Origin of the sequence: Psychrobacter sp. AOP7-C1-14 (assembly GCF_052376135.1) — a bacterium.
Taxonomy (GTDB): Bacteria; Pseudomonadota; Gammaproteobacteria; order Pseudomonadales; family Moraxellaceae; genus Psychrobacter.
Window position 1 is genome coordinate 39,302 of record NZ_JBQSVH010000005.1, and the last position, 18,094, is coordinate 57,395.

The 18,094-nt window shown below is 42.8% G+C and carries 18 protein-coding genes; 9 read left to right on the forward strand and 9 right to left on the reverse strand.

Annotated elements, in window-relative coordinates:
- Nucleotides 1-14: 14 nt before the first annotated feature.
- The 6 genes from ACT3QN_RS05530 to ACT3QN_RS05555 form a co-directional block, all read right to left on the reverse strand.
- A complete protein-coding gene (locus tag ACT3QN_RS05530; RefSeq protein WP_444523222.1) occupies nucleotides 15-680 on the reverse strand; it encodes a trimeric intracellular cation channel family protein in 666 nt (221 codons plus the stop codon).
- A 71-nt stretch (nucleotides 681-751) separates the two neighbouring features.
- Nucleotides 752-1,387, reverse strand: a complete 636-nt coding sequence (locus ACT3QN_RS05535; RefSeq protein ID WP_444523223.1) for a trimeric intracellular cation channel family protein — start codon at nucleotides 1,385-1,387, stop codon at nucleotides 752-754.
- 47 nt (nucleotides 1,388-1,434) lie between these two features.
- On the reverse strand, nucleotides 1,435-1,530 hold the full coding sequence (locus tag ACT3QN_RS05540) for a hypothetical protein (protein WP_444523224.1): 96 nt from the start codon (nucleotides 1,528-1,530) through the stop codon (nucleotides 1,435-1,437).
- Between the two features lie 173 nt (nucleotides 1,531-1,703).
- Entirely contained in the window at nucleotides 1,704-2,435 is a 732-nt protein-coding gene (queE, locus tag ACT3QN_RS05545) for a 7-carboxy-7-deazaguanine synthase QueE (RefSeq protein ID WP_444523225.1), read from the reverse strand.
- A 226-nt stretch (nucleotides 2,436-2,661) separates the two neighbouring features.
- The gene (dapD, locus tag ACT3QN_RS05550; protein ID WP_444523226.1) at nucleotides 2,662-3,483 is read right to left on the reverse strand and encodes a 2,3,4,5-tetrahydropyridine-2,6-dicarboxylate N-succinyltransferase; all 822 of its coding nucleotides are present in this window, start codon (nucleotides 3,481-3,483) and stop codon (nucleotides 2,662-2,664) included.
- 225 nt (nucleotides 3,484-3,708) lie between these two features.
- Nucleotides 3,709-4,665 carry an alpha/beta fold hydrolase gene (locus ACT3QN_RS05555; protein ID WP_444523227.1) on the reverse strand — a complete coding sequence of 319 codons (957 nt, stop codon included), beginning with the start codon at nucleotides 4,663-4,665 and terminating at the stop codon, nucleotides 3,709-3,711.
- Nucleotides 4,666-5,027: 362 nt separating this feature from the next.
- Between ACT3QN_RS05555 and ACT3QN_RS05560 the strand changes: the two genes are divergently transcribed.
- The 6 genes from ACT3QN_RS05560 to ACT3QN_RS05585 all read left to right on the forward strand — a co-directional run bounded on the left by ACT3QN_RS05560 (nucleotide 5,028) and on the right by ACT3QN_RS05585 (nucleotide 10,992).
- Complete coding sequence (locus tag ACT3QN_RS05560) at nucleotides 5,028-6,227, forward strand: FAD-dependent oxidoreductase (protein WP_444523228.1); 1,200 nt, start codon at nucleotides 5,028-5,030, stop codon at nucleotides 6,225-6,227.
- Nucleotides 6,228-6,459: 232 nt separating this feature from the next.
- The gene (arsS, locus tag ACT3QN_RS05565; protein ID WP_444523229.1) at nucleotides 6,460-7,449 is read left to right on the forward strand and encodes an arsenosugar biosynthesis radical SAM (seleno)protein ArsS; all 990 of its coding nucleotides are present in this window, start codon (nucleotides 6,460-6,462) and stop codon (nucleotides 7,447-7,449) included.
- A 78-nt stretch (nucleotides 7,450-7,527) separates the two neighbouring features.
- A complete protein-coding gene (locus ACT3QN_RS05570) occupies nucleotides 7,528-8,349 on the forward strand; it encodes a DUF547 domain-containing protein (RefSeq protein WP_444523230.1) in 822 nt (273 codons plus the stop codon).
- Between the two features lie 31 nt (nucleotides 8,350-8,380).
- Nucleotides 8,381-9,103, forward strand: a complete 723-nt coding sequence (locus ACT3QN_RS05575) for a TIGR04283 family arsenosugar biosynthesis glycosyltransferase (protein ID WP_444523231.1) — start codon at nucleotides 8,381-8,383, stop codon at nucleotides 9,101-9,103.
- An 81-nt stretch (nucleotides 9,104-9,184) separates the two neighbouring features.
- Nucleotides 9,185-9,847: a TIGR04282 family arsenosugar biosynthesis glycosyltransferase gene (locus tag ACT3QN_RS05580; protein WP_444523232.1), complete on the forward strand. Its 663-nt coding sequence runs from the start codon at nucleotides 9,185-9,187 to the stop codon at nucleotides 9,845-9,847.
- Between the two features lie 101 nt (nucleotides 9,848-9,948).
- Entirely contained in the window at nucleotides 9,949-10,992 is a 1,044-nt protein-coding gene (locus ACT3QN_RS05585; RefSeq protein WP_444523233.1) for a methyltransferase domain-containing protein, read from the forward strand.
- A gap of 161 nt (nucleotides 10,993-11,153) precedes the next feature.
- On the opposite strand, the gene mtnP is transcribed toward ACT3QN_RS05585, so the two are convergent.
- Nucleotides 11,154-12,047, reverse strand: coding sequence for an S-methyl-5'-thioadenosine phosphorylase (mtnP, locus tag ACT3QN_RS05590; protein ID WP_444523234.1), 894 nt, complete (start codon nucleotides 12,045-12,047; stop codon nucleotides 11,154-11,156).
- A 466-nt stretch (nucleotides 12,048-12,513) separates the two neighbouring features.
- On the opposite strand from mtnP, the gene ACT3QN_RS05595 reads away from it, so the two are divergent.
- Genes ACT3QN_RS05595 through ACT3QN_RS05605 form a run of 3 tightly spaced genes read left to right on the forward strand, consistent with a single transcriptional unit; the run spans nucleotide 12,514 to nucleotide 16,079 of the window.
- A complete protein-coding gene (locus ACT3QN_RS05595; RefSeq protein WP_444523235.1) occupies nucleotides 12,514-13,530 on the forward strand; it encodes a TAXI family TRAP transporter solute-binding subunit in 1,017 nt (338 codons plus the stop codon).
- Entirely contained in the window at nucleotides 13,508-14,071 is a 564-nt protein-coding gene (locus tag ACT3QN_RS05600) for a DUF1850 domain-containing protein (protein ID WP_444521312.1), read from the forward strand. Before ACT3QN_RS05595 ends, ACT3QN_RS05600 begins: the two co-directional genes overlap by 23 nt.
- Nucleotides 14,043-16,079, forward strand: coding sequence for a TRAP transporter permease (locus ACT3QN_RS05605; protein ID WP_444523236.1), 2,037 nt, complete (start codon nucleotides 14,043-14,045; stop codon nucleotides 16,077-16,079). The genes ACT3QN_RS05600 and ACT3QN_RS05605 overlap by 29 nt, the downstream gene beginning before the upstream one ends.
- A 167-nt stretch (nucleotides 16,080-16,246) precedes the next feature.
- Here ACT3QN_RS05605 and lipA read toward each other — a convergent pair whose 3' ends face one another.
- The gene (gene lipA, locus ACT3QN_RS05610) at nucleotides 16,247-17,290 is read right to left on the reverse strand and encodes a lipoyl synthase (protein WP_444523237.1); all 1,044 of its coding nucleotides are present in this window, start codon (nucleotides 17,288-17,290) and stop codon (nucleotides 16,247-16,249) included.
- A gap of 165 nt (nucleotides 17,291-17,455) precedes the next feature.
- A complete protein-coding gene (locus ACT3QN_RS05615) occupies nucleotides 17,456-17,866 on the reverse strand; it encodes a carboxymuconolactone decarboxylase family protein (protein ID WP_444523238.1) in 411 nt (136 codons plus the stop codon).
- Nucleotides 17,867-18,094: the final 228 nt, after the last annotated feature.

Consider the following 18,094-nt stretch of genomic DNA (forward strand, 5'->3'; position numbering starts at 1 on the left):
TATTTAGGCTAGTGTCAGTATTTCCATTCTATTGTTGGAAACTGCCAATCGTAACGAATAGCCAGCATACGCAAGGTAAAAATCGTACTCATCGTAGAAATGTCAGCTACCCAATTTGTAACGCCTAATTGCCTTAGAGCAAAGTACAAAACACCACCTGTTAACGCCGCAGTGATGTAAATCTCTTGCTGTAGTACCAACGGAATCTCGTTGCAAATCATATCGCGAATGATACCACCAACCACGATGGTAATCACACCCAGTAATAGTGCCACTGGCACATTGGCGCCCATGTCATCAGCAATCTTGATACCTATTAGTGTAAAGGCTGACAAACCAATGGTATCGGAAAGTTTGAGAAATTTATCCACGCGCCTTGAGTTTGGATGAAAAAATATCTGCATCGCTAGCGAAGAAATCGTAATAAGGGTCAGGTAGCTCATATCTACCATCCAGAATAATGGATGGCGATCTAGAATCACATCGCGTACTGTGCCGCCACCGATAGCGGTGACAATAGACACAAGCAGACAGCCGAAGACATCGAAGTTTTTGTGTTTGGCAAGTATCGTGCCTGAGATACTACAGGCGATAATACCGATCATATCAAATAAATATATCAAAGAGCCTGGGTCAAAAGTAGTGATCAGTACGGTAGGATCCAATACGATAGCCAACATAGGCAGTTCTCACTATTTTTAATTATCGTTAGTCAAACAAAAGCTACCTAAGCAGAGCTTTGCTCAATTAATCAATCTACAAGTCGTATAGAGGGCAGATGCCAGTCGAACCTAAGCGCTAGCATACGTACCGCAAATATGACAAATAACATAATAAATTCGTTGATACTGGCACTTACCCCAAAATATTGTAAGCACAAATAAGTCACGGACCCTGCGATACTGGCAGTAATATAAATCTCACGCTGTAGCACTAAAGGTATCTCATTACAGATGATATCACGTAGTAGACCACCAATAATGGCGGTCCAGACCCCCATCATAATAGCAATGAGAGGTGCCATGTCTAGGGTTAGGGCCACCTTAAAACCAATCACACTAAAAGCTGCCAGTCCAATGGCATCGAAAAGTTTTAATGCATTGTCAATCTTATGATAAAGATGGAAGAAGATTTGTAAGACAAGAGAGGTCACCGTGATAACGATCACGTAATTAAGGTCGGTCATCCAAAATAGAGGGTGACGGTCTAGAGCCATATCACGTAATGTGCCACCGCCGATAGCATTGACCATCGCCACCAAGATACAACCAGCGATATCAAAACCTTTATGCTGCGCCAGCAATGTTCCTGCAATCGCGCACGCAATAACGCCAACCATGTCCAACAAATATAATAGAATATCAGGAAAAATCAAAGCATTAACCATGGTTATATTGCCAAATCGTGATTATTAAAATGGTAGAGGTTGTTGTTTTAGCCATCTTTTGCAAACAGTATCAGTCCGACAATAATCAGCACGATACCGTCTAAACCCAAGGCTGAGGGAAGTGGATTACCCAGCAGAATCACATCATCGACTAAAGCAAAGATGATCTCACTTGCTTGAGGTTACTGCGTGCTCACGTGCATATAAGAACAGATTGGTCGCAGCCACGCCTGATAGCAGACCACTGATTGCCAATAGGGTAGCTAATCCATGGCACTCAACGTGTTCACACTTTTTGTTTGTTACTTGCTGATAGTTACTTGCCTTTGGCGTCTGCCCAAATGATTTTGTGTAGTTGCAGCTGAAAACGTACTGGCAAGGCATCAGCTAACATCCATTCCGCCAGTTCTCGCGCTAGTACAGGTACTTCAGGGCTGAGCTGTTCATCGCCATCATCTGCGACATTAAACATTGGAGAGAACCACACCGTACCGACCAATTTGTTTAGCTTGTGCTCGGTCAATTTAGTTTTTGCCCAGTCATAATCCTTACGATTCATAATGACGAACTTGATTTGGTCATGCTCGGTGAGATAGTTGAGATTTGACCATAAGTTTTTATCGACTTCGCCTGAGCTTGGCGTTTTGAGATCCATCACCTTGCTGACTGCTGGCGGCACGTGTTCTACTGTGAGTGCGCCTGCTGTCTCAAGAGATATCTCATAGCCATCACTCAGCAAACGTGTCATCAGCTCAATAGCATTCGGCTGTGCCAATGGTTCACCACCAGTCAGACAGATGCGCTTACATGGATAGCTTGCAATGGTTTCTATGATTGTTTCTAATGATTGGCGTTCGCCGCCAGTAAAAGCATACTCGGTATCACAATAGACGCAGCGCAGCGGACAGCCCGTTAGACGCACAAATATCGTCGGCAAGCCTGAGGTGATTGCTTCACCTTGTAAGGAATAAAAAATCTCAGTCAGACGCAATCCTGCTTCAGGGTCAGTGACAGGAATAGCGGCGGTGCGTAATAATGATTCACTCATAATATTTCAAATACAGTTAAAGGTCGATAAGGTGCTAAAGCATTTATCAATCGTAATAAAAAAGGCAGGGGATAGTACGGATGGTTTTGTGTTTGCATAAAGCAAAACTAAAAGAGGATTATAACGTAACACGTTATATTAAGCTGTAAAAAAGATGCTGGAGTCATTCTCCAGCATCTTCATATAAAACAATATTATTCAACAAACAACGGTACGTGCTAAATATTTAGGCTAAGCGTAATAGCTCATTTACTGATGTTTTTGCACGAGTTTGCGCATCAACTTTTTTCACGATAATTGCAGCGTATAAGCTGTGCGTGCCATCTTCTGACGGTAAGCTACCTGGTACAACAACAGAGCCTGCTGGTACACGGCCACGATGAATCTCGCCAGTTTCGCGATCATAAATGCGCGTCGATTGACCGATGTAGACACCCATAGAGATGACTGCGCCTTCTTCGACGATTACGCCTTCAACGATTTCAGAACGTGCACCGATGAAGCAGTTGTCTTCGATGATCGTAGGGTTTGCTTGCAATGGCTCTAATACGCCACCAATGCCAACGCCGCCTGATAGATGGACGTTTTTACCGATTTGAGCACATGAACCAACAGTTGCCCATGTATCTACCATGGCGCCTTGGTCAACATAAGCACCGATATTGACATACGATGGCATCAGTACTGCACCAGCTGCGATGAAAGAGCCTTTGCGAGCGATTGCTGGTGGTACAACACGTACGCCAGCTTCTTTGAACTGTGTCTCTGTCCAATCAGCAAACTTAGTCGGTACTTTGTCATAGAACTGCACATGCTCGCCAGCAGCTTGAACGTAGTTGTCGTTTAGACGGAAAGACAGTAATACCGCTTTTTTCGCCCATTGGTTGACAACCCATTCGCCATCTTTCTTTTCTGCAACGCGCAGGCTGCCATTATCTAGTTGCTCAAGCACTTGCTCAACCGCATCACGAACGTCTTGTGGCATAGTGCTTGGGCTATACTCGTTACGATTTTCAAAGGCTTGTTCGATGGTTTGTTGTAATGACATAAAAAATCCTAAAATAAATGAAAGGGAGATTAATCTTAATGTTATGGTTACTGACTTATATGACCCAGCCTGAAGTAAAACTTAAGGTATGGCTCGGTCCAAAAACTTGCTCGCTGTATTGTCGCCAATTTGGCCGCTTTTAGCAAACGCGTTGAAGACCTTATTGTGACAATATTGAATGAGTTGTTTTTAGATGTCTTCTTAGAACAACTCATTTATCATGATTTAATCGCCAGTCGTATTGGTCTCTATCCATTCTAAAATATCTTGATAGACAGTTTGTTTGTCTTTTTCATGCAATACTTCATGGCGCATATTAGGGTATAGCTGGATATCGACATGACTGAAATTAAGCTTGTCCAAACGCGTGACAACCCTACGTATACCGCGACCCATTTCACCGATTGGATCATCTTCACCGCTGATAAACAGCATCGGGAAGTTTTTGGCAATAGTAGTAGCCCAGCTTTTATTCAATCCAGTATCCATGAGCGTAAACAACGTCATAAAACCATTATTGGTAAAGTCAAAACCAGTCTGAGGATCGGCTTCATAGGCTTCAATGTTTGCAGTATTTTCACTGAGCCACGCAAACTGTGAGGATGAGTTGCGGTCAGGTAGTTGGCTGTTGAGGACTTTGTTCATTACCTTAGCAAATATTGTATTCGGCTGTCTTGGTGCGACTTTGGCCAGTAGTTTATTAATGGGTAATAAAACCTTGGCCAGTGGGTTAGCATTTGCTGAACCCATTAAGATGGCGCCTGTAAAATTGTGTGCATGATGTTTGAGTACATTACGCACGATAAACGACCCCATCGAGTGACCCATTACAAAATGCGGCACATCTGGATGACGGTCTTTTAGGCTATCTGCCATCACAATCACATCCTTTAATAACGACTGCACCGGATGTTCTTCACCAAAAAACCCGAGGTCGGCCTCGGTCTTGATAGTTTGTCCATGACCTAAATGATCGTAAGTTGCCACAGCAATACCATTGTCTGCCAAAAACTGTGCAAAATCACTATAGCGACCGCTGTGCTCTGCCATGCCATGCACAATTAGTAAAGTTGCGCTAATGTCGACGTCTTTGTTACTTGGTTCAAAAAAATCATGATGCAAGTAGTGAATATTATCAGAAGACAAAATATGATCGTTACTGGTATCGGTGTTGGTACTCATGTAAGGTTCCTTGATTACTTATAATTTTCATTAATGGTTTTGACAATGTTTCTCAAATAATGGGTCAAGCAGCGCAATTTATTATGCGGCTCTTATAGTGTCCTATTGTACTGGGCGATGATAAATAATTTCACCTTATTTTATGATTTTAATTCAGTGATACAAAATATCGTTCTCGCAATAACAAACAACGCAGTGAATATGGCTGAATCTGTATAAGCCACATAAGTCATTTACGCTCTTGCTGTGTACCCGCAACAGACTTGTCTTATTCATATGATACTTTTAAATGAGTTTTTAAAGTCATTTATATTAATAATCGTTCTATTAAACACTAACCAAACGCTTTGATAAAATCATCTATGACAAAATTTTCATCGAAAAAAATACTACTATTGGCAGGGGCAGGTCATGCCCATATTGGCATGCTGCGCCGACTTAGCGCAGAGCGCTTAAAGCAAACCGATACTACAGATGCAGATATTCATTTGATTAGTGAGCAACCACAAACAATCTATTCTGGCATGTTGCCTGGTTGGATGGCAGGGCATTATCAGCTGCATGATATCAGTATCGATATCAAATCGCTTTGTGCGCGAGCAGGTGTGCGCTTCGTTCAGCAGTCGCTTGTACAAGTAAACGCAGCCTCTAATAAAGTGGTGACGACTGGCGATGAACAAACGGATTTTGCCTATGATGTGTTGTCTCTAAATACGGGCGCAGATACGGACATGCGTTGGCTGTATGATCAAAATGATCACAGAAACAATAGTGTCGATAGAGATGTTGATGCTGGTACTGTAGGTAGCGATGCTAATACTGACGTGATTGCCATACGACCCTTATCGACCTTTATCACGCAATGGCAGCAGATTCTAAAGAATGCTCAACAATCTGAAAAGTATCAATTGGCTATTATCGGAGCAGGCGCGGCGGCAATAGAACTGGTCATGGCTGCCCAAGTTGCGCTACAGAAAATCAATCGTAATCATCAAGTGACATTAGTATGCGGTGAGAGTCTTTTATCAGGGTTTAACTCGGGCTTTCGTCAGCGGGTGGTCAAGCAGTTACATCGCCATGGTATTACGATAATTCGAGAACGAGCAACCGATTATTGTGATGGCAAACTGTCGACCACTCATAAATCATTGCCTATCAATGCTGTCATTGCTGCGACTGGCGTCATAGGGTCGGCCTGGACTGACTCTACGGATTTAGAAATCAAGGGAAATGGGTTTATCGCGGTAAACAATAAACAGCAGAGCGTCTCTCATCCTAATGTGTTTGCTGTCGGGGATGTGGCGACACGAGTCGATAAATACGTGGCGCATTCAGGGGTACACTCAGTACATGGTGGTGCCGTCGAAGCTGATAACTTATTGGCCTATCTAAAAGATAGCGTGATGAAAGGCTATCAGCCAAAGACTCGCACGCTATACCTGCTATCTTGCGGTGATAAATACGCTATTGGTAGTTGGGGTAACGTCAACCTACAAGGTCGCTGGGTATGGCATCTTAAGAAGTATATTGATAAGCGTTTTATCGAAGCTGATAAAGACTAATGAAGTTTAATGCTTATTTGGAATAAAAGACAAAATCCATATGTTTAGTTGTCAATAGTTATTGATAATCAGGTATGATTGATTAGATAAACCATAAAGTAGGTAAATAATTTTTAAGCTGTAAATTTTCAAAATAAACAGTAAAAGCAATGCGCTACCTTCTTTATTCATAAAACTAAATTTATATTGCTATCCTTTTTTAGTTGTACTGCTAACAGGATTTTAGACCACTATGAAATCAACTATCGATTTACTTGAGCATACTGATTTTCCAGCGATAAAACGACGTCAACTAACGATATTGCAAGTCAACATGGGCTACTTATGTAACATGTCCTGCGTACATTGTCATGTAGCCGCCAGCCCTTATCGTACCGAGATGATGTCACGTGAATTGGTTGAGTTGATACCAAAGGTATTGCAAGCACAAGACATCGATACGCTTGATTTGACGGGTGGTGCGCCTGAGATGCACGAGGATTTTAAGTATTTGGTTAAGGCTGCTCGAGCATTGGGTGTCAAAGTGATAGACCGTTGTAATCTGACAATCCTCATGGAGGAGGGTTATGAGGATATGGCGCAGTTTTTAGCAGATAACCAAGTTGAAGTGGTGGCCTCTTTGCCTTGTTATTCCCTAGAAAATGTAGATAAGCAGCGCGGTAAAGGCGCATTTGACGACAGTATATTGGGATTACAAAAGCTCAATCAGTTGGGCTATGGCAAGCCTGATTCGGATTTAACGTTAAACTTAGTCTACAACCCACAAGGTGCGACATTGCCACCCAATCAAGAGCAGCTTGAAGCGGATTATAAGCATGAGCTAAAAGCGCACTTTGCTATTGAGTTTAATCATCTATTTGCCCTAACCAATATGCCTATTCAGCGTTTTGGCGCGGTGCTATTGGCAAAGAAACAATTCCATCCGTATATGGATTTGCTCAAAGCCAACTATATGGCTGCTAATTTGGCCGAGGTTATGTGTCGCTCGACCATTAGTGTTAATTGGTTGGGTGAGCTATTTGATTGTGATTTCAATCAGCAGTTAGAAATTCCTGTACCAAACAAGTCACGGCGACATCTAAGTGATTTGTTAACGCAAAATCCTTCTGGTGATGACATTGCCATTGCGGATCATTGCTATGGTTGTACAGCAGGACAGGGAAGTAGCTGTGGTGGTGCATTAGAAGAAGCAGTAGAGCCCGCGCTAATAGACACACCTTAGCAGTTTTAATATAAGTACTTTTAAAGTAGACAAAAAACAACCTAGACAAAAACAATCAGTGTAAACGGAGTAAGCCTTATGTCAGTATTTAATCTTTCAGCGAAGACGTTGTTCGCACAACCAGTGATTGCCACGACTATTTTATTAGCAAGCGTGGCCGCTCATGCTGACTTTAACCATCAGAGCTGGGATAGCTTATTAAATAAGCACGTGACCATGACCAATGGTGGTAAAGCTTCAGTGGTCAATTATGCTGGCATGAAGGCAGATAAAAGTAAGCTGACAAGCTATCTGGAGGCAACAAGCAAGGTATCTAAATCAGAGTTCAATCGTTGGAGTAAAAACGAGCAGTTGGCATTTTTAATCAATGTTTATAACGCTGGTACGGTTGATTTGGTGTTGACGAAATATCCAAACGTCAAATCTATCAAAGATATTGGCGGATTATTAGGGTCGCCATGGAAGCAAGATTTTGTTTCGGTACTCGGCAAGACGCGCTCACTTGATGATATCGAGCACAATCTGATTCGTGGTTCTAAACGCTATAACGATCCGCGCATTCACTTTGCGGTCAATTGTGCCAGTATTGGTTGTCCTGCTCTGCAAGATGATGCCTTTACCGGCAAGCGTTTAGACAGTCAATTAGAGCAGGCAACTTCTAAGTTTTTGGCCGATAGGAGCCGCAACAGTCTCAAAGGTAATACGCTAAGAGTGTCGCCAATTTTTAAATGGTATAAAGAAGATTTTGCAACCAATTGGCGCGGCACAAAAAATTTGGCAGGGTTTTTGGGTCGTTATAGCTCGTCATTAGGGTTGAGTAAGGCTCAAACAGCAGATCTCAAGCAAGGCAAAATAAAAATAAGCTATACCGATTACAACTGGAATTTGAATAAAAAATAAACCAGTTTCTAATCCTTATTAGTTGACTAATGTGACGGTATATCTATTGAATCTCTCTATCATCGTTCCTTTATTAAATGAAGCGGATAACTTGCCTAAGCTCGTGGCTCACATAGCTAGCCTCGATCCGGCACCGCAGCAAGTAATATTGGTCGATGGAGGTTCGGTAGATGACTCAGTTACGGTCGCCAACAGCTTGCTCAAACGTACAGAGACTGCTCAGTCAGTTATCAAATGGTATGTTATTGACTCTACAGCTGGACGTGCTCAGCAAATGAATATGGGCGCTATATTAGCCACGGGTGATGTGTTGCTATTCTTACATGCTGATACCGAGCTACCAGCTGACGCGATAGATAATGTTCAACAAGCAATGGCTCAGTATGACTGGGGACGTTTTGATGTGCGTTTAGATAGCCGTGATCCATTGTTAAAAATCGTGGGACTAATGATAAATCAGCGCTCACGCCTAATGAGGATAGCCACTGGCGATCAAGCAATATTTATCAAAAAGTCTGTATTCGAGCAGATTGGTGGCTATCCTAATCAGTCATTAATGGAAGATATCGAGCTGTGTAAACGGCTAATAAAGATTGCTCGACCAGCTTGTCTAAAAAGTAAAGTTACGACCTCAGCGAGGCGTTGGCAGCAGCATGGCACATGGCAGACGATTTTTTTGATGTGGCAGCTGCGCTTTGATTATTGGTGCGGCGTATCGCCTGACGTTTTAAAGCAACGCTACTACAAGTCGTAAAGTTATTTGTTTTATTAATATGGTGGGTAAGATAAGAAAGCGTCCATACTGATGCATTCGACCGATTGAGAGACAGTTATAGTGACAACTGATTCATTTGCAGGACATCAGGATACTTGCATCATTATTTTTGCAAAGTATCCAGCGCCTAATAAGGCAAAAACCCGTTTGCAGCCAGCGCTAGGGGTAGAAGGTGCTGCAGGTATGGCGAGGCAGTTGCTGCTACATAGTATCGATCAGGCTATTGATACTGGCTTTTCCGTTGAGTTATGTGTGAGTCCAGTACCAACAGATTCATGCTGGCAAGCATTTGATTTGCCCAACTCGCTGCGCTGGTCTGCTCAGACTGATGGTGACTTGGGTTTGCGTATGTTGGTGGCCAGTCAGCGCGCACTGCAACATTTTAAAAAGGTTGTGTTAGTTGGTACGGACTGTCCTAGCCTCACGGTATCGTGTATTCAAACAGCGGTAAGGCAATTAGATCAACATGATACGGTCATGGTTCCAGCGACTGATGGTGGTTATGTGTTGTTGGGGTTTAAGCAAGTTGATAGCAGCCTGTTTTCGGATATTACCTGGAGCACTGCCAGTGTAGCCGCTGTCACTAAGCAGCGCATAGCAGCATTAGGTTGGACACTGGCGTTATTTGATCCTTTACATGATATTGATGAGCCAAAAGATCTAAAACATTTACCGTCAGGCTGGCTAGATTCTCATGTCAATATTAAAGTCGATGGCAGTTGATAATTGACAATCAGGTTAATAAATTCGCTAAGGTAGTTGTATATTCTAAGATCGTTTGATAAGTCTTTTAACCGGATGGCACATTCAATAAGGATATTGTTATGCATGACGTCGTACAGGATTACTATGGTAAAGAGTTACAGAGTACCGATGATTTAAAGACTTCAGCTTGTTGTGATATTAGCAATATGCCTGAATGGCTCAAACCACTACTGGCAAATATTCATGATGAGGTACTGAGTCGCTACTATGGCTGTGGTCTAGTATGCCCTGCATTGCTGGAAGGCTGCCGAATTTTGGACTTGGGTAGTGGCTCAGGTCGAGATGTCTATGCATTAGCACAGCTGGTTGGAGAGAGTGGGTACGTAGTTGGTGTCGATATGACCGATGAGCAGCTGGCCGTTGCCAAACAGCATCAAGCTTATCATGTCGATAAGTTCGGTTATGATAATGTGACATTTTTGCATGGTTATATCGAGAAGCTAGATGAATTAGATCTGGCGGCTGGTAGCTTTGATATCATCGTCTCAAACTGCGTTATTAATCTATCACCAGATAAAGCGGCAGTCATGGCCAGTGTGCAGCGTCTGCTTAAACCTGGCGGTGAGTTTTATTTTTCTGACGTTTATGCCGATCGCCGCATCCCGCAACACCTAATTGAAGATCCAGTTTTATATGGAGAGTGTTTGAGTGGCGCATTGTATTGGAAGGATTTTAACCGTTTGTCACGAGATGCAGGACTCTTGGATCCTCGCCTAGTTGAAGATCGCCCACTTGAGATTACAGACCCTGTGTTGGCGGCTAAAATTGGTGATATTCAGTTTTACTCTGCGACTTACCGCTTATTTAAAATTGACTCGCTTGAGGATGCTTGCGAAGATCATGGACAAGCGGTCGTATATAAAGGAACTATCGAGCAGTCTCCGCATCGGTTTGATCTCGATAAACATCATGCTATCGAAGCTGGGCGCGTGTTTCCAGTATGTGGTAATACGTTCCGAATGCTACAAGAGTCGCGCTTTGCGCCGCATTTTGATTTTATCGGTGATGACAGTCGTCACTACGGGATTTTTGCAGGTTGCGGTGAGCTAATGCCGTTCAATCAACCTATGATATCGGCAGCTGGCTTGGGCGGTTGCTGCTAATACCAAAGTTATGTACTGAGTATATATTTCAAACATATATGATAAATTACAAAAAAGGCCATTATTTCAGATAATGGTCTTTTTTTGATACGACTAAAGACAGCCTATTAAAGTTAAACCGATTAGCAGTAGTCATTCAAAGCAGAGAATACGCATCCAGATTACGGCAGCAAGGCGGCTAATCTGATCTTGGTCTGCTCGTCCATCGTATCTATAGGTGTGACTAATGCCTGCGCAAGGGCATTATGAGCGATTGAATCAGGCAGTTCAGCGGCAATCAAAGCCACTGCTTCCTGTATCACTTTTTGTGCATTATCCGCATTTTTCATCAGGTTCTTTATGGCATAGTCGGCACTGACGGCTTCTTCAGTCGGATGCCAACAGTCAAAGTCTGTCACCAGAGCTAACGTAGCATAAGCAATACTAGCCTCACGAGCCAATTTGGCTTCTGGCATATTTGTCATACCAATGATATCTGCCTGCATTTGACGATAGCATTCCGACTCTGCCCGAGTTGAAAACTGAGGGCCTTCGATACAGATATAAGTTGCTTTAGAATGGATGTTGCCTTCTACAATATCTGCTTGGTCATAAGCGCGCGTCAAGAGTTCTGCTAAAGCTGGACATAATGGGTCTGCCATTGACACATGAGCGACGGCACCCTCACCGAAGAAGGTACTCACTCGGTGTTTGGTCATATCAATCATTTGATCAGGCACGACCATATCTAACGGCTCAAGATGCGCTTGCAATGAGCCAACTGCTGATACAGAAACGATATAACGCACCTCTAGAGTTTTTAGCGCATAGATATTGGCTCGATAAGGCACTTCGGATGGGGTTAGTCTATGGCCCTGACCATGCCGTGTCAGAAACGCGACAGTTATTCCTTCTAATTCACCCAAGACAATATCATCAGAGGGGCTGCCGTAAGGCGTCTGTATCGTCACACTGCGTTTGTTGGTCAGTGACGACATTTGATAGAGACCACTACCACCGATGATAGCAATATCAGCAGATAATGGTGCCAGTACTTCCGTGTTAGGTATTGTCATAAGGACTATCCAAATGGGTTGATAAAAGAGAGGCACAAACTAGCGCCATGTAATACCTATGAACCAAAAAATAGGTTAGATAAAATATAGCAGAACTTTTGTCCTTGTGGTTGTAAATTGAAAGTTCTTATTGAGTTGACCTAGATAAAATATCCTCAGAAATACTGCACCATAGCGGTACTTATTAGATATCGATAAAGGTTTACAATAGCGTGGATTCTTGTAATAATATTAAATTATTGAAACAATGTTTTGCATAGCAAAACAGGCGAGCGTTAGTTAAATCAGTAAATAATGAGCATTTTCTCAGACAGCCTTAAATATAAGATATTGAAAGAAAAAGAGAAAGTAAGCCAAGGTTTATTTATTGATAGAATTACTATATTATTACTCGTCTGTAACGTATTTATGTATAAATACGAATATTGTCAAACGTATAAAATCGATTATTTCAAGGATGAATTCCATGCTTAACTCTTTAAAGTCTCCATTGCTATTGTCAGCTATGCTAAGTGCCACGCTAGGTCTGGCAGCATGTTCAGAAAGCAGTGAGAGTACTGCCACAGAAAGTACTGCAACCGATAGCGCCGCTACTGCAGCAGATAAGCTAGATACAAAATTCCTTACCATCGCTACTGGTGGTGCATCTGGTCCCTACAACATCATTGGCACTTCATTATCTGAAGTCTATGTCAAAACTTTTGGGGTAAACTCAAAAACTCAAACTACTGGCGCATCAGTTGAAAACGTCAATCTATTGACCCAAGGCAAGGTCGATATGGTTTTGGCACTGAGTGACGTGGTCACGGATGCTGTCGAAGGCAAAAACAACTTTGAGCAGCCAATTACTAACATTCAACAGATTGCTGTTCTATACCCTAACGTCGTACAAATCGTGACCTCAAAGGACTCTGGCATCAAAAACATTGAAGATCTACGAGGCAAGCGTATTGCTGTGGGTGATCAAGGCTCTGGTACCGAAGTAAATGCTCGTACTTTACTTGAAGGGTTTGGTATCACATATGATGATGTTACTGTTGATTATCTGGGCTTTGCTGAAGCCGCTGATGGTATGAAAGCAGGTAAAATTGAAGCGGCATTCTTTAGTAGTGGTCTACCAAATTCATCTTTGATGGAGCTAGAGCAGGGCTTGGATTTACAGATTGTCACTATCAACCAAGACACGTTAAAAGAAATTATTGCGACCAAGCCTTACTTCAAAACTTTTGAGATTCCAGCCGATACTTATGGTAACGAAGTAGCGATTCCAACTGCAGCAATCATGAATGCACTATTGGTTAGCTCTGATTTATCTGAAGATGATGGTTATAAATTAACCAAAGCATTGTTTGAAAACTTGGACGGTCTAAAGACAGCTCACCAAGCGGCCAATGATATCAGTTTAGAAACTGCTAATAACGGTATGGTCGCTCCAATTCATCCTGGCGCTAAAAAGTACTATGACGAACAAGCAGCCAAATAATTCGCTATGGCTATCAACTGGCGCGGCATTTATTGCCGCGCTGGTTTTTTTTACGCTATGGACAGGCTTTACGCTTCAGTCTGTCGTTGAAGTGCGAGTCGCAGGCGTAGATGGTGCTGACGATAAAATTTGTTACTTTGTCGAGCCTGAGTTTCAGCTACGTTGGATACATTCAGTAGAAAAACAGTGGTGGGAAGAGCAGTATCAACGCATAGACGGCAGTAGTCCAGAGAATGCTGAGCTGTTACTAACTACCACTTATTTTGAAGCATTCGGTGCGGGGACACCCTCCACTGAAATGCTTGCTCCTATACAAAAGCCTGGCTATCTGGGTTATCAAATCAACGAAAAGCTACCTCGCCTTAACTGGGTCATATCTAGACTGACCAAGGGTGAAATAGATTATGGTGGCCATCGTTTCTTGATTCACCAATGGGTGCCAGACTATTCTGAAGTAGTAATCATGCCCAAGACGTATGATTTAATTGATAGATTTAAAAAGGACTTTTGTCATGAACTCCCAAGTGACGGATCAAGGTAGTGTGAATACTACGCCAGATGCTGACATTGATAAAGATGCTGATGCTGTCAACCGAGCGGTATTGGAAAAATATGACCGAGAGTCAATCACGCGCCATATTACTCAAGGACCAGTAAAATATTTTATTGCTGGTATTTGTATCCTTTACTCACTCTTTCACTTATATATCACCTTTAATCCGATGCCAGCTTTACTTCAGCGCTCTGTACACGTGGCTGTTGGTTTTGCATTGATATTCCTAATTTTTCCAGCTAGCAAGAAAAGCAGCCGTAAGCGAGTCGCATGGTATGACTGGATATGGTTTGTTCTATCTTTGTCTGGTATGGGTTACCTCATTTATGAGTATCAAGATATTGTGACCTCACGCGGCGGTATGGCAAATCAGATGGATGTGATATTTTCACTGATTACCGTGGTATGTGTGCTAGAAGGCAGTCGCCGTATTACAGGTTGGATTTTACCAATCTTAGCAGGCATATTTTTGGCCTATCCATTTGTCAGTCATATGGACTTTATGCCTGATCGATTGCTGACTCGCCCTTATGATATGGGTGATATCTTCGGTCAGTTATTCCTAAAAACGGAAGGTTTGTATTCTGTTGCGATTGGTGCGTCGGTCACCTTTATTTTCTTGTTCATCCTTTTCGGTGCGTTTCTAGCGCGTTCGGGAATGGGCCAATTATTTAATGATTTGGCATTGGCAATTGCCGGTCATAAAAAAGGCGGTCCTGCAAAAGTAGCGGTGATCTCTAGTGGCTTTATGGGCAGTATCAATGGCTCAGCTTTATCAAATGTCGTTAGTACGGGTGCCTTTACCATTCCGCTGATGAAAAAAGTCGGCTATCACAAAGATTTTGCAGGTGCGGTGGAAGCGAGTGCTTCGGTTGGTGGACAGATTCTGCCACCGATTATGGGTGCTAGTGCGTTCATTATGGCTGAGACAACAGGCTTGCCGTATAGTACGATTGCCTTGGCGGCACTGTTGCCAGCTGTGCTGTACTATGTAGGCGTGATTGCTCAGGTGCATTTCCGCGCTGGACGTCGCGATCTAAAAGGTATTGCCAAAGACAGCTTACCAGCAGTAAAAGAGGTGTTGAAAGCACGCGGTCACATGCTATTACCGATTGTTTTTTTGATTTTCTTATTAATCAGAAACGTGCCTGTGGGTTACGCAGCGGCTTATACCATTGGCTTTACTGTGCTGATCAGTATGCTACGTGCTGAGACTCGCATGGGGTTGTCTGACATTTTAGGCGCATTAGAAGATGGGGCGCGTCAGTCGCTAGCGGTCATGGCTGCTTGTGCGGTCGTTGGTATTATCATTGGGGTTGTTAGTTTGACCAGCTTTGGTACAGTAATGACCTCATCTATTGTGACGCTAGGCGCAGGATCACTATTCTTCACGCTTATTTTAACGATGCTAGCGTCGATGGTATTGGGTATGGGATTACCGTCTATTCCTGCCTATATCATTACGGCAACGATGGCTGCTCCAGCATTGGCAGGTTTTGATATTCCAATCTTGTCAGCGCACATGTTTGTTTTCTACTTTGGTATCTTTGCCAATATTACACCGCCTGTGTGTCTCGCCGCCTTTGCAGGTGCGGGTATATCCGGTGGTGATCCGATGAAGACAGGTTTCTTGTCTCTCAAACTTGCCCTCGCTGGTTTTATCGTGCCGTTTATGTTTATCTATAATCCAACGATGCTGATGATAGACCCAACAGGTTTGGCAGTAACAGCAAAAGACTTCCCATTGCCGCCAATTGTGGAAATCATTACGGTAGTAGTGACATCGATAACTGGGGTGCTTGCGTTAAGCTCAGCGCTTGAAGGGTACTTTAGAGGCGGTATGAATACGGTAACTCGTGTTATCTTGACGGTCGGTGCTTTACTATTGATCTATCCTGAGATGGTCACAGGTATTATCGGTGGGGTGATTGTTCTTGGTATTGCTTTATTTAATATAAAAACAGCTGGAAAGCCGACGCCAACTTTAACCGTGTAAAGTATTGGGTTTAAATCTTTTATAGAGCTATTAAAGCTAAAAAAGGGTGAATAACAAGTTTGTTATTCACCCTTTTTATATTGCTAGCAACTATCTTAGTAGATGTTTTAGCGACAGTTATTCACAAGCACTTTCACATCACTGTACTGCTAAATTAGCCTCTAAGGTTAGCAGCCAAGTTTGCCTTCAGCTTCTAGCGCTTTTTTACTGCGGATAGGTGCTGGGCAATCTTCGCCATAATATTGACGATCTGCAAAGTAGCTTGAGCGTACCATTGGACCTGCCCAGATGCTAAAGAAGCCAATCTTTTTGCCGTAGTCCATATAGCGTTGGAACTCGTCTGGATGGACATAACGATCGACAGGTGCGTGGTTTTTACTAGGCTGTAGATACTGACCAATCGTAATCATATCCACGTCATGTGCTTTTAGATCATCGAGTAGTGCATAAACCTCTTCTTCGGTTTCACCCAAGCCAACCATAAAGCCGCACTTGGTTGCGATATCAGGACGGCGTTCTTTATAAATCTTAAGCAAATCTAGTGAATGCTGATAGTCAGAGCCTGGACGGAACGCTTTATATAAACGTGGTACAGTTTCGATGTTGTGGTTGAATACATCTGGCGCTGTCTCTGTCAGTAAATCCAATGCAATATCCATACGGCCACGGAAATCTGGTACTAGGATTTCAATCAAGCAGTTTGGGCTAAGTGCTCTTGATTCATTCAGAACTTCTACAAAATGCCCAGCACCGCCGTCTTTGAGATCATCACGATCGACAGACGTAATTACTGCATACTTAAGCTGTAGGCCTTCGATAGTCTCAGCGGTATGACGCGGCTCATCCTTGTCTAGCTCATTTGGACGACCATGGCCGACATCACAGAATGGGCAGCGACGAGTACAGATATCACCCATGATCATAAAGGTCGCTGTACCATCAGCGAAGCACTGCGGCAGGTTAGGGCAGGCGGCTTCCTCACAGACAGTATAGAGCTTTTGTTCACGTAAGGTTGCTTTGATACGAGCAACTTCAGCAGGCGAGGACATTTTTACCCGAATCCAATCAGGCTTTTTCTTTGCCTCAACAGTCGGGATGACCTTAATTGGGATACGTGCAACTTTGTCATAGCCACGCAGCTTTTCGCCTTGAATGGCTTTTTTTGGTTTGGCCCTAGCAGTAGGTACATGTGTTTGTACGGCAGTTGTCATAATAGAGTTATCTCTTAACCCTTTATATTATAAGGGTTTATGGAATTATCAGAATGTTTTATGAGTGTAGATATTATAGCAGAAATTTGGTCGTCAACTTTTAAACAATATTGTTAAGATTACGATTTCGTTAAGGTTACTACGATTGCTTTGACGACCATAGTTTTAAATATCTATATCAATTTCCATCTCATTCAGTACATCTATGGCGGCGCGAAATGCTTCTTGAGTGGCGGGTGCACCGCAATACGGCAAGCTGTGCATCAGCACCTCTCTAATCTCAGCGACACTAGCGCCATTATTAATGGCGCCGCGTATATGACCTTTCAACTCGCTTGGGCTTTTTTGGGCGATTAAAAAGGCAATGGTGATTAATGAGCGATACTTGCGCGGTAATACTGAGTCATCTTGCCAAGTACTGCCCCAAGCATGTTCGATAATCCAGTCTTGTAGCGGCTGGGTAAACCCTGTGGCAGCATCAAGTGAGCGTTTCACGTGTTGCGCACCCATGACCTCGGTACGTACCTTGAGACCCTTGTCATAATTAGTATTATTGTCCGTATTGCTATCACTCATACCGTCTCCTTAATATTGTGTCAACTCGACTGCTAATGAATCGATATTGCTACGTTTTTTTAAGCCAAATGTTGTTGAAGTTATTCGTTACAAAAGCGTATAACAGTCATATGGTGACTTTTAGTCATAAAGCAAGTGCTTATTGATAAGCGTAAACAGGCAAATACCAGTTATAATAAGCGCTACAATCATATTATTGATGCCACTATTTTTATAATAAATGTTCAA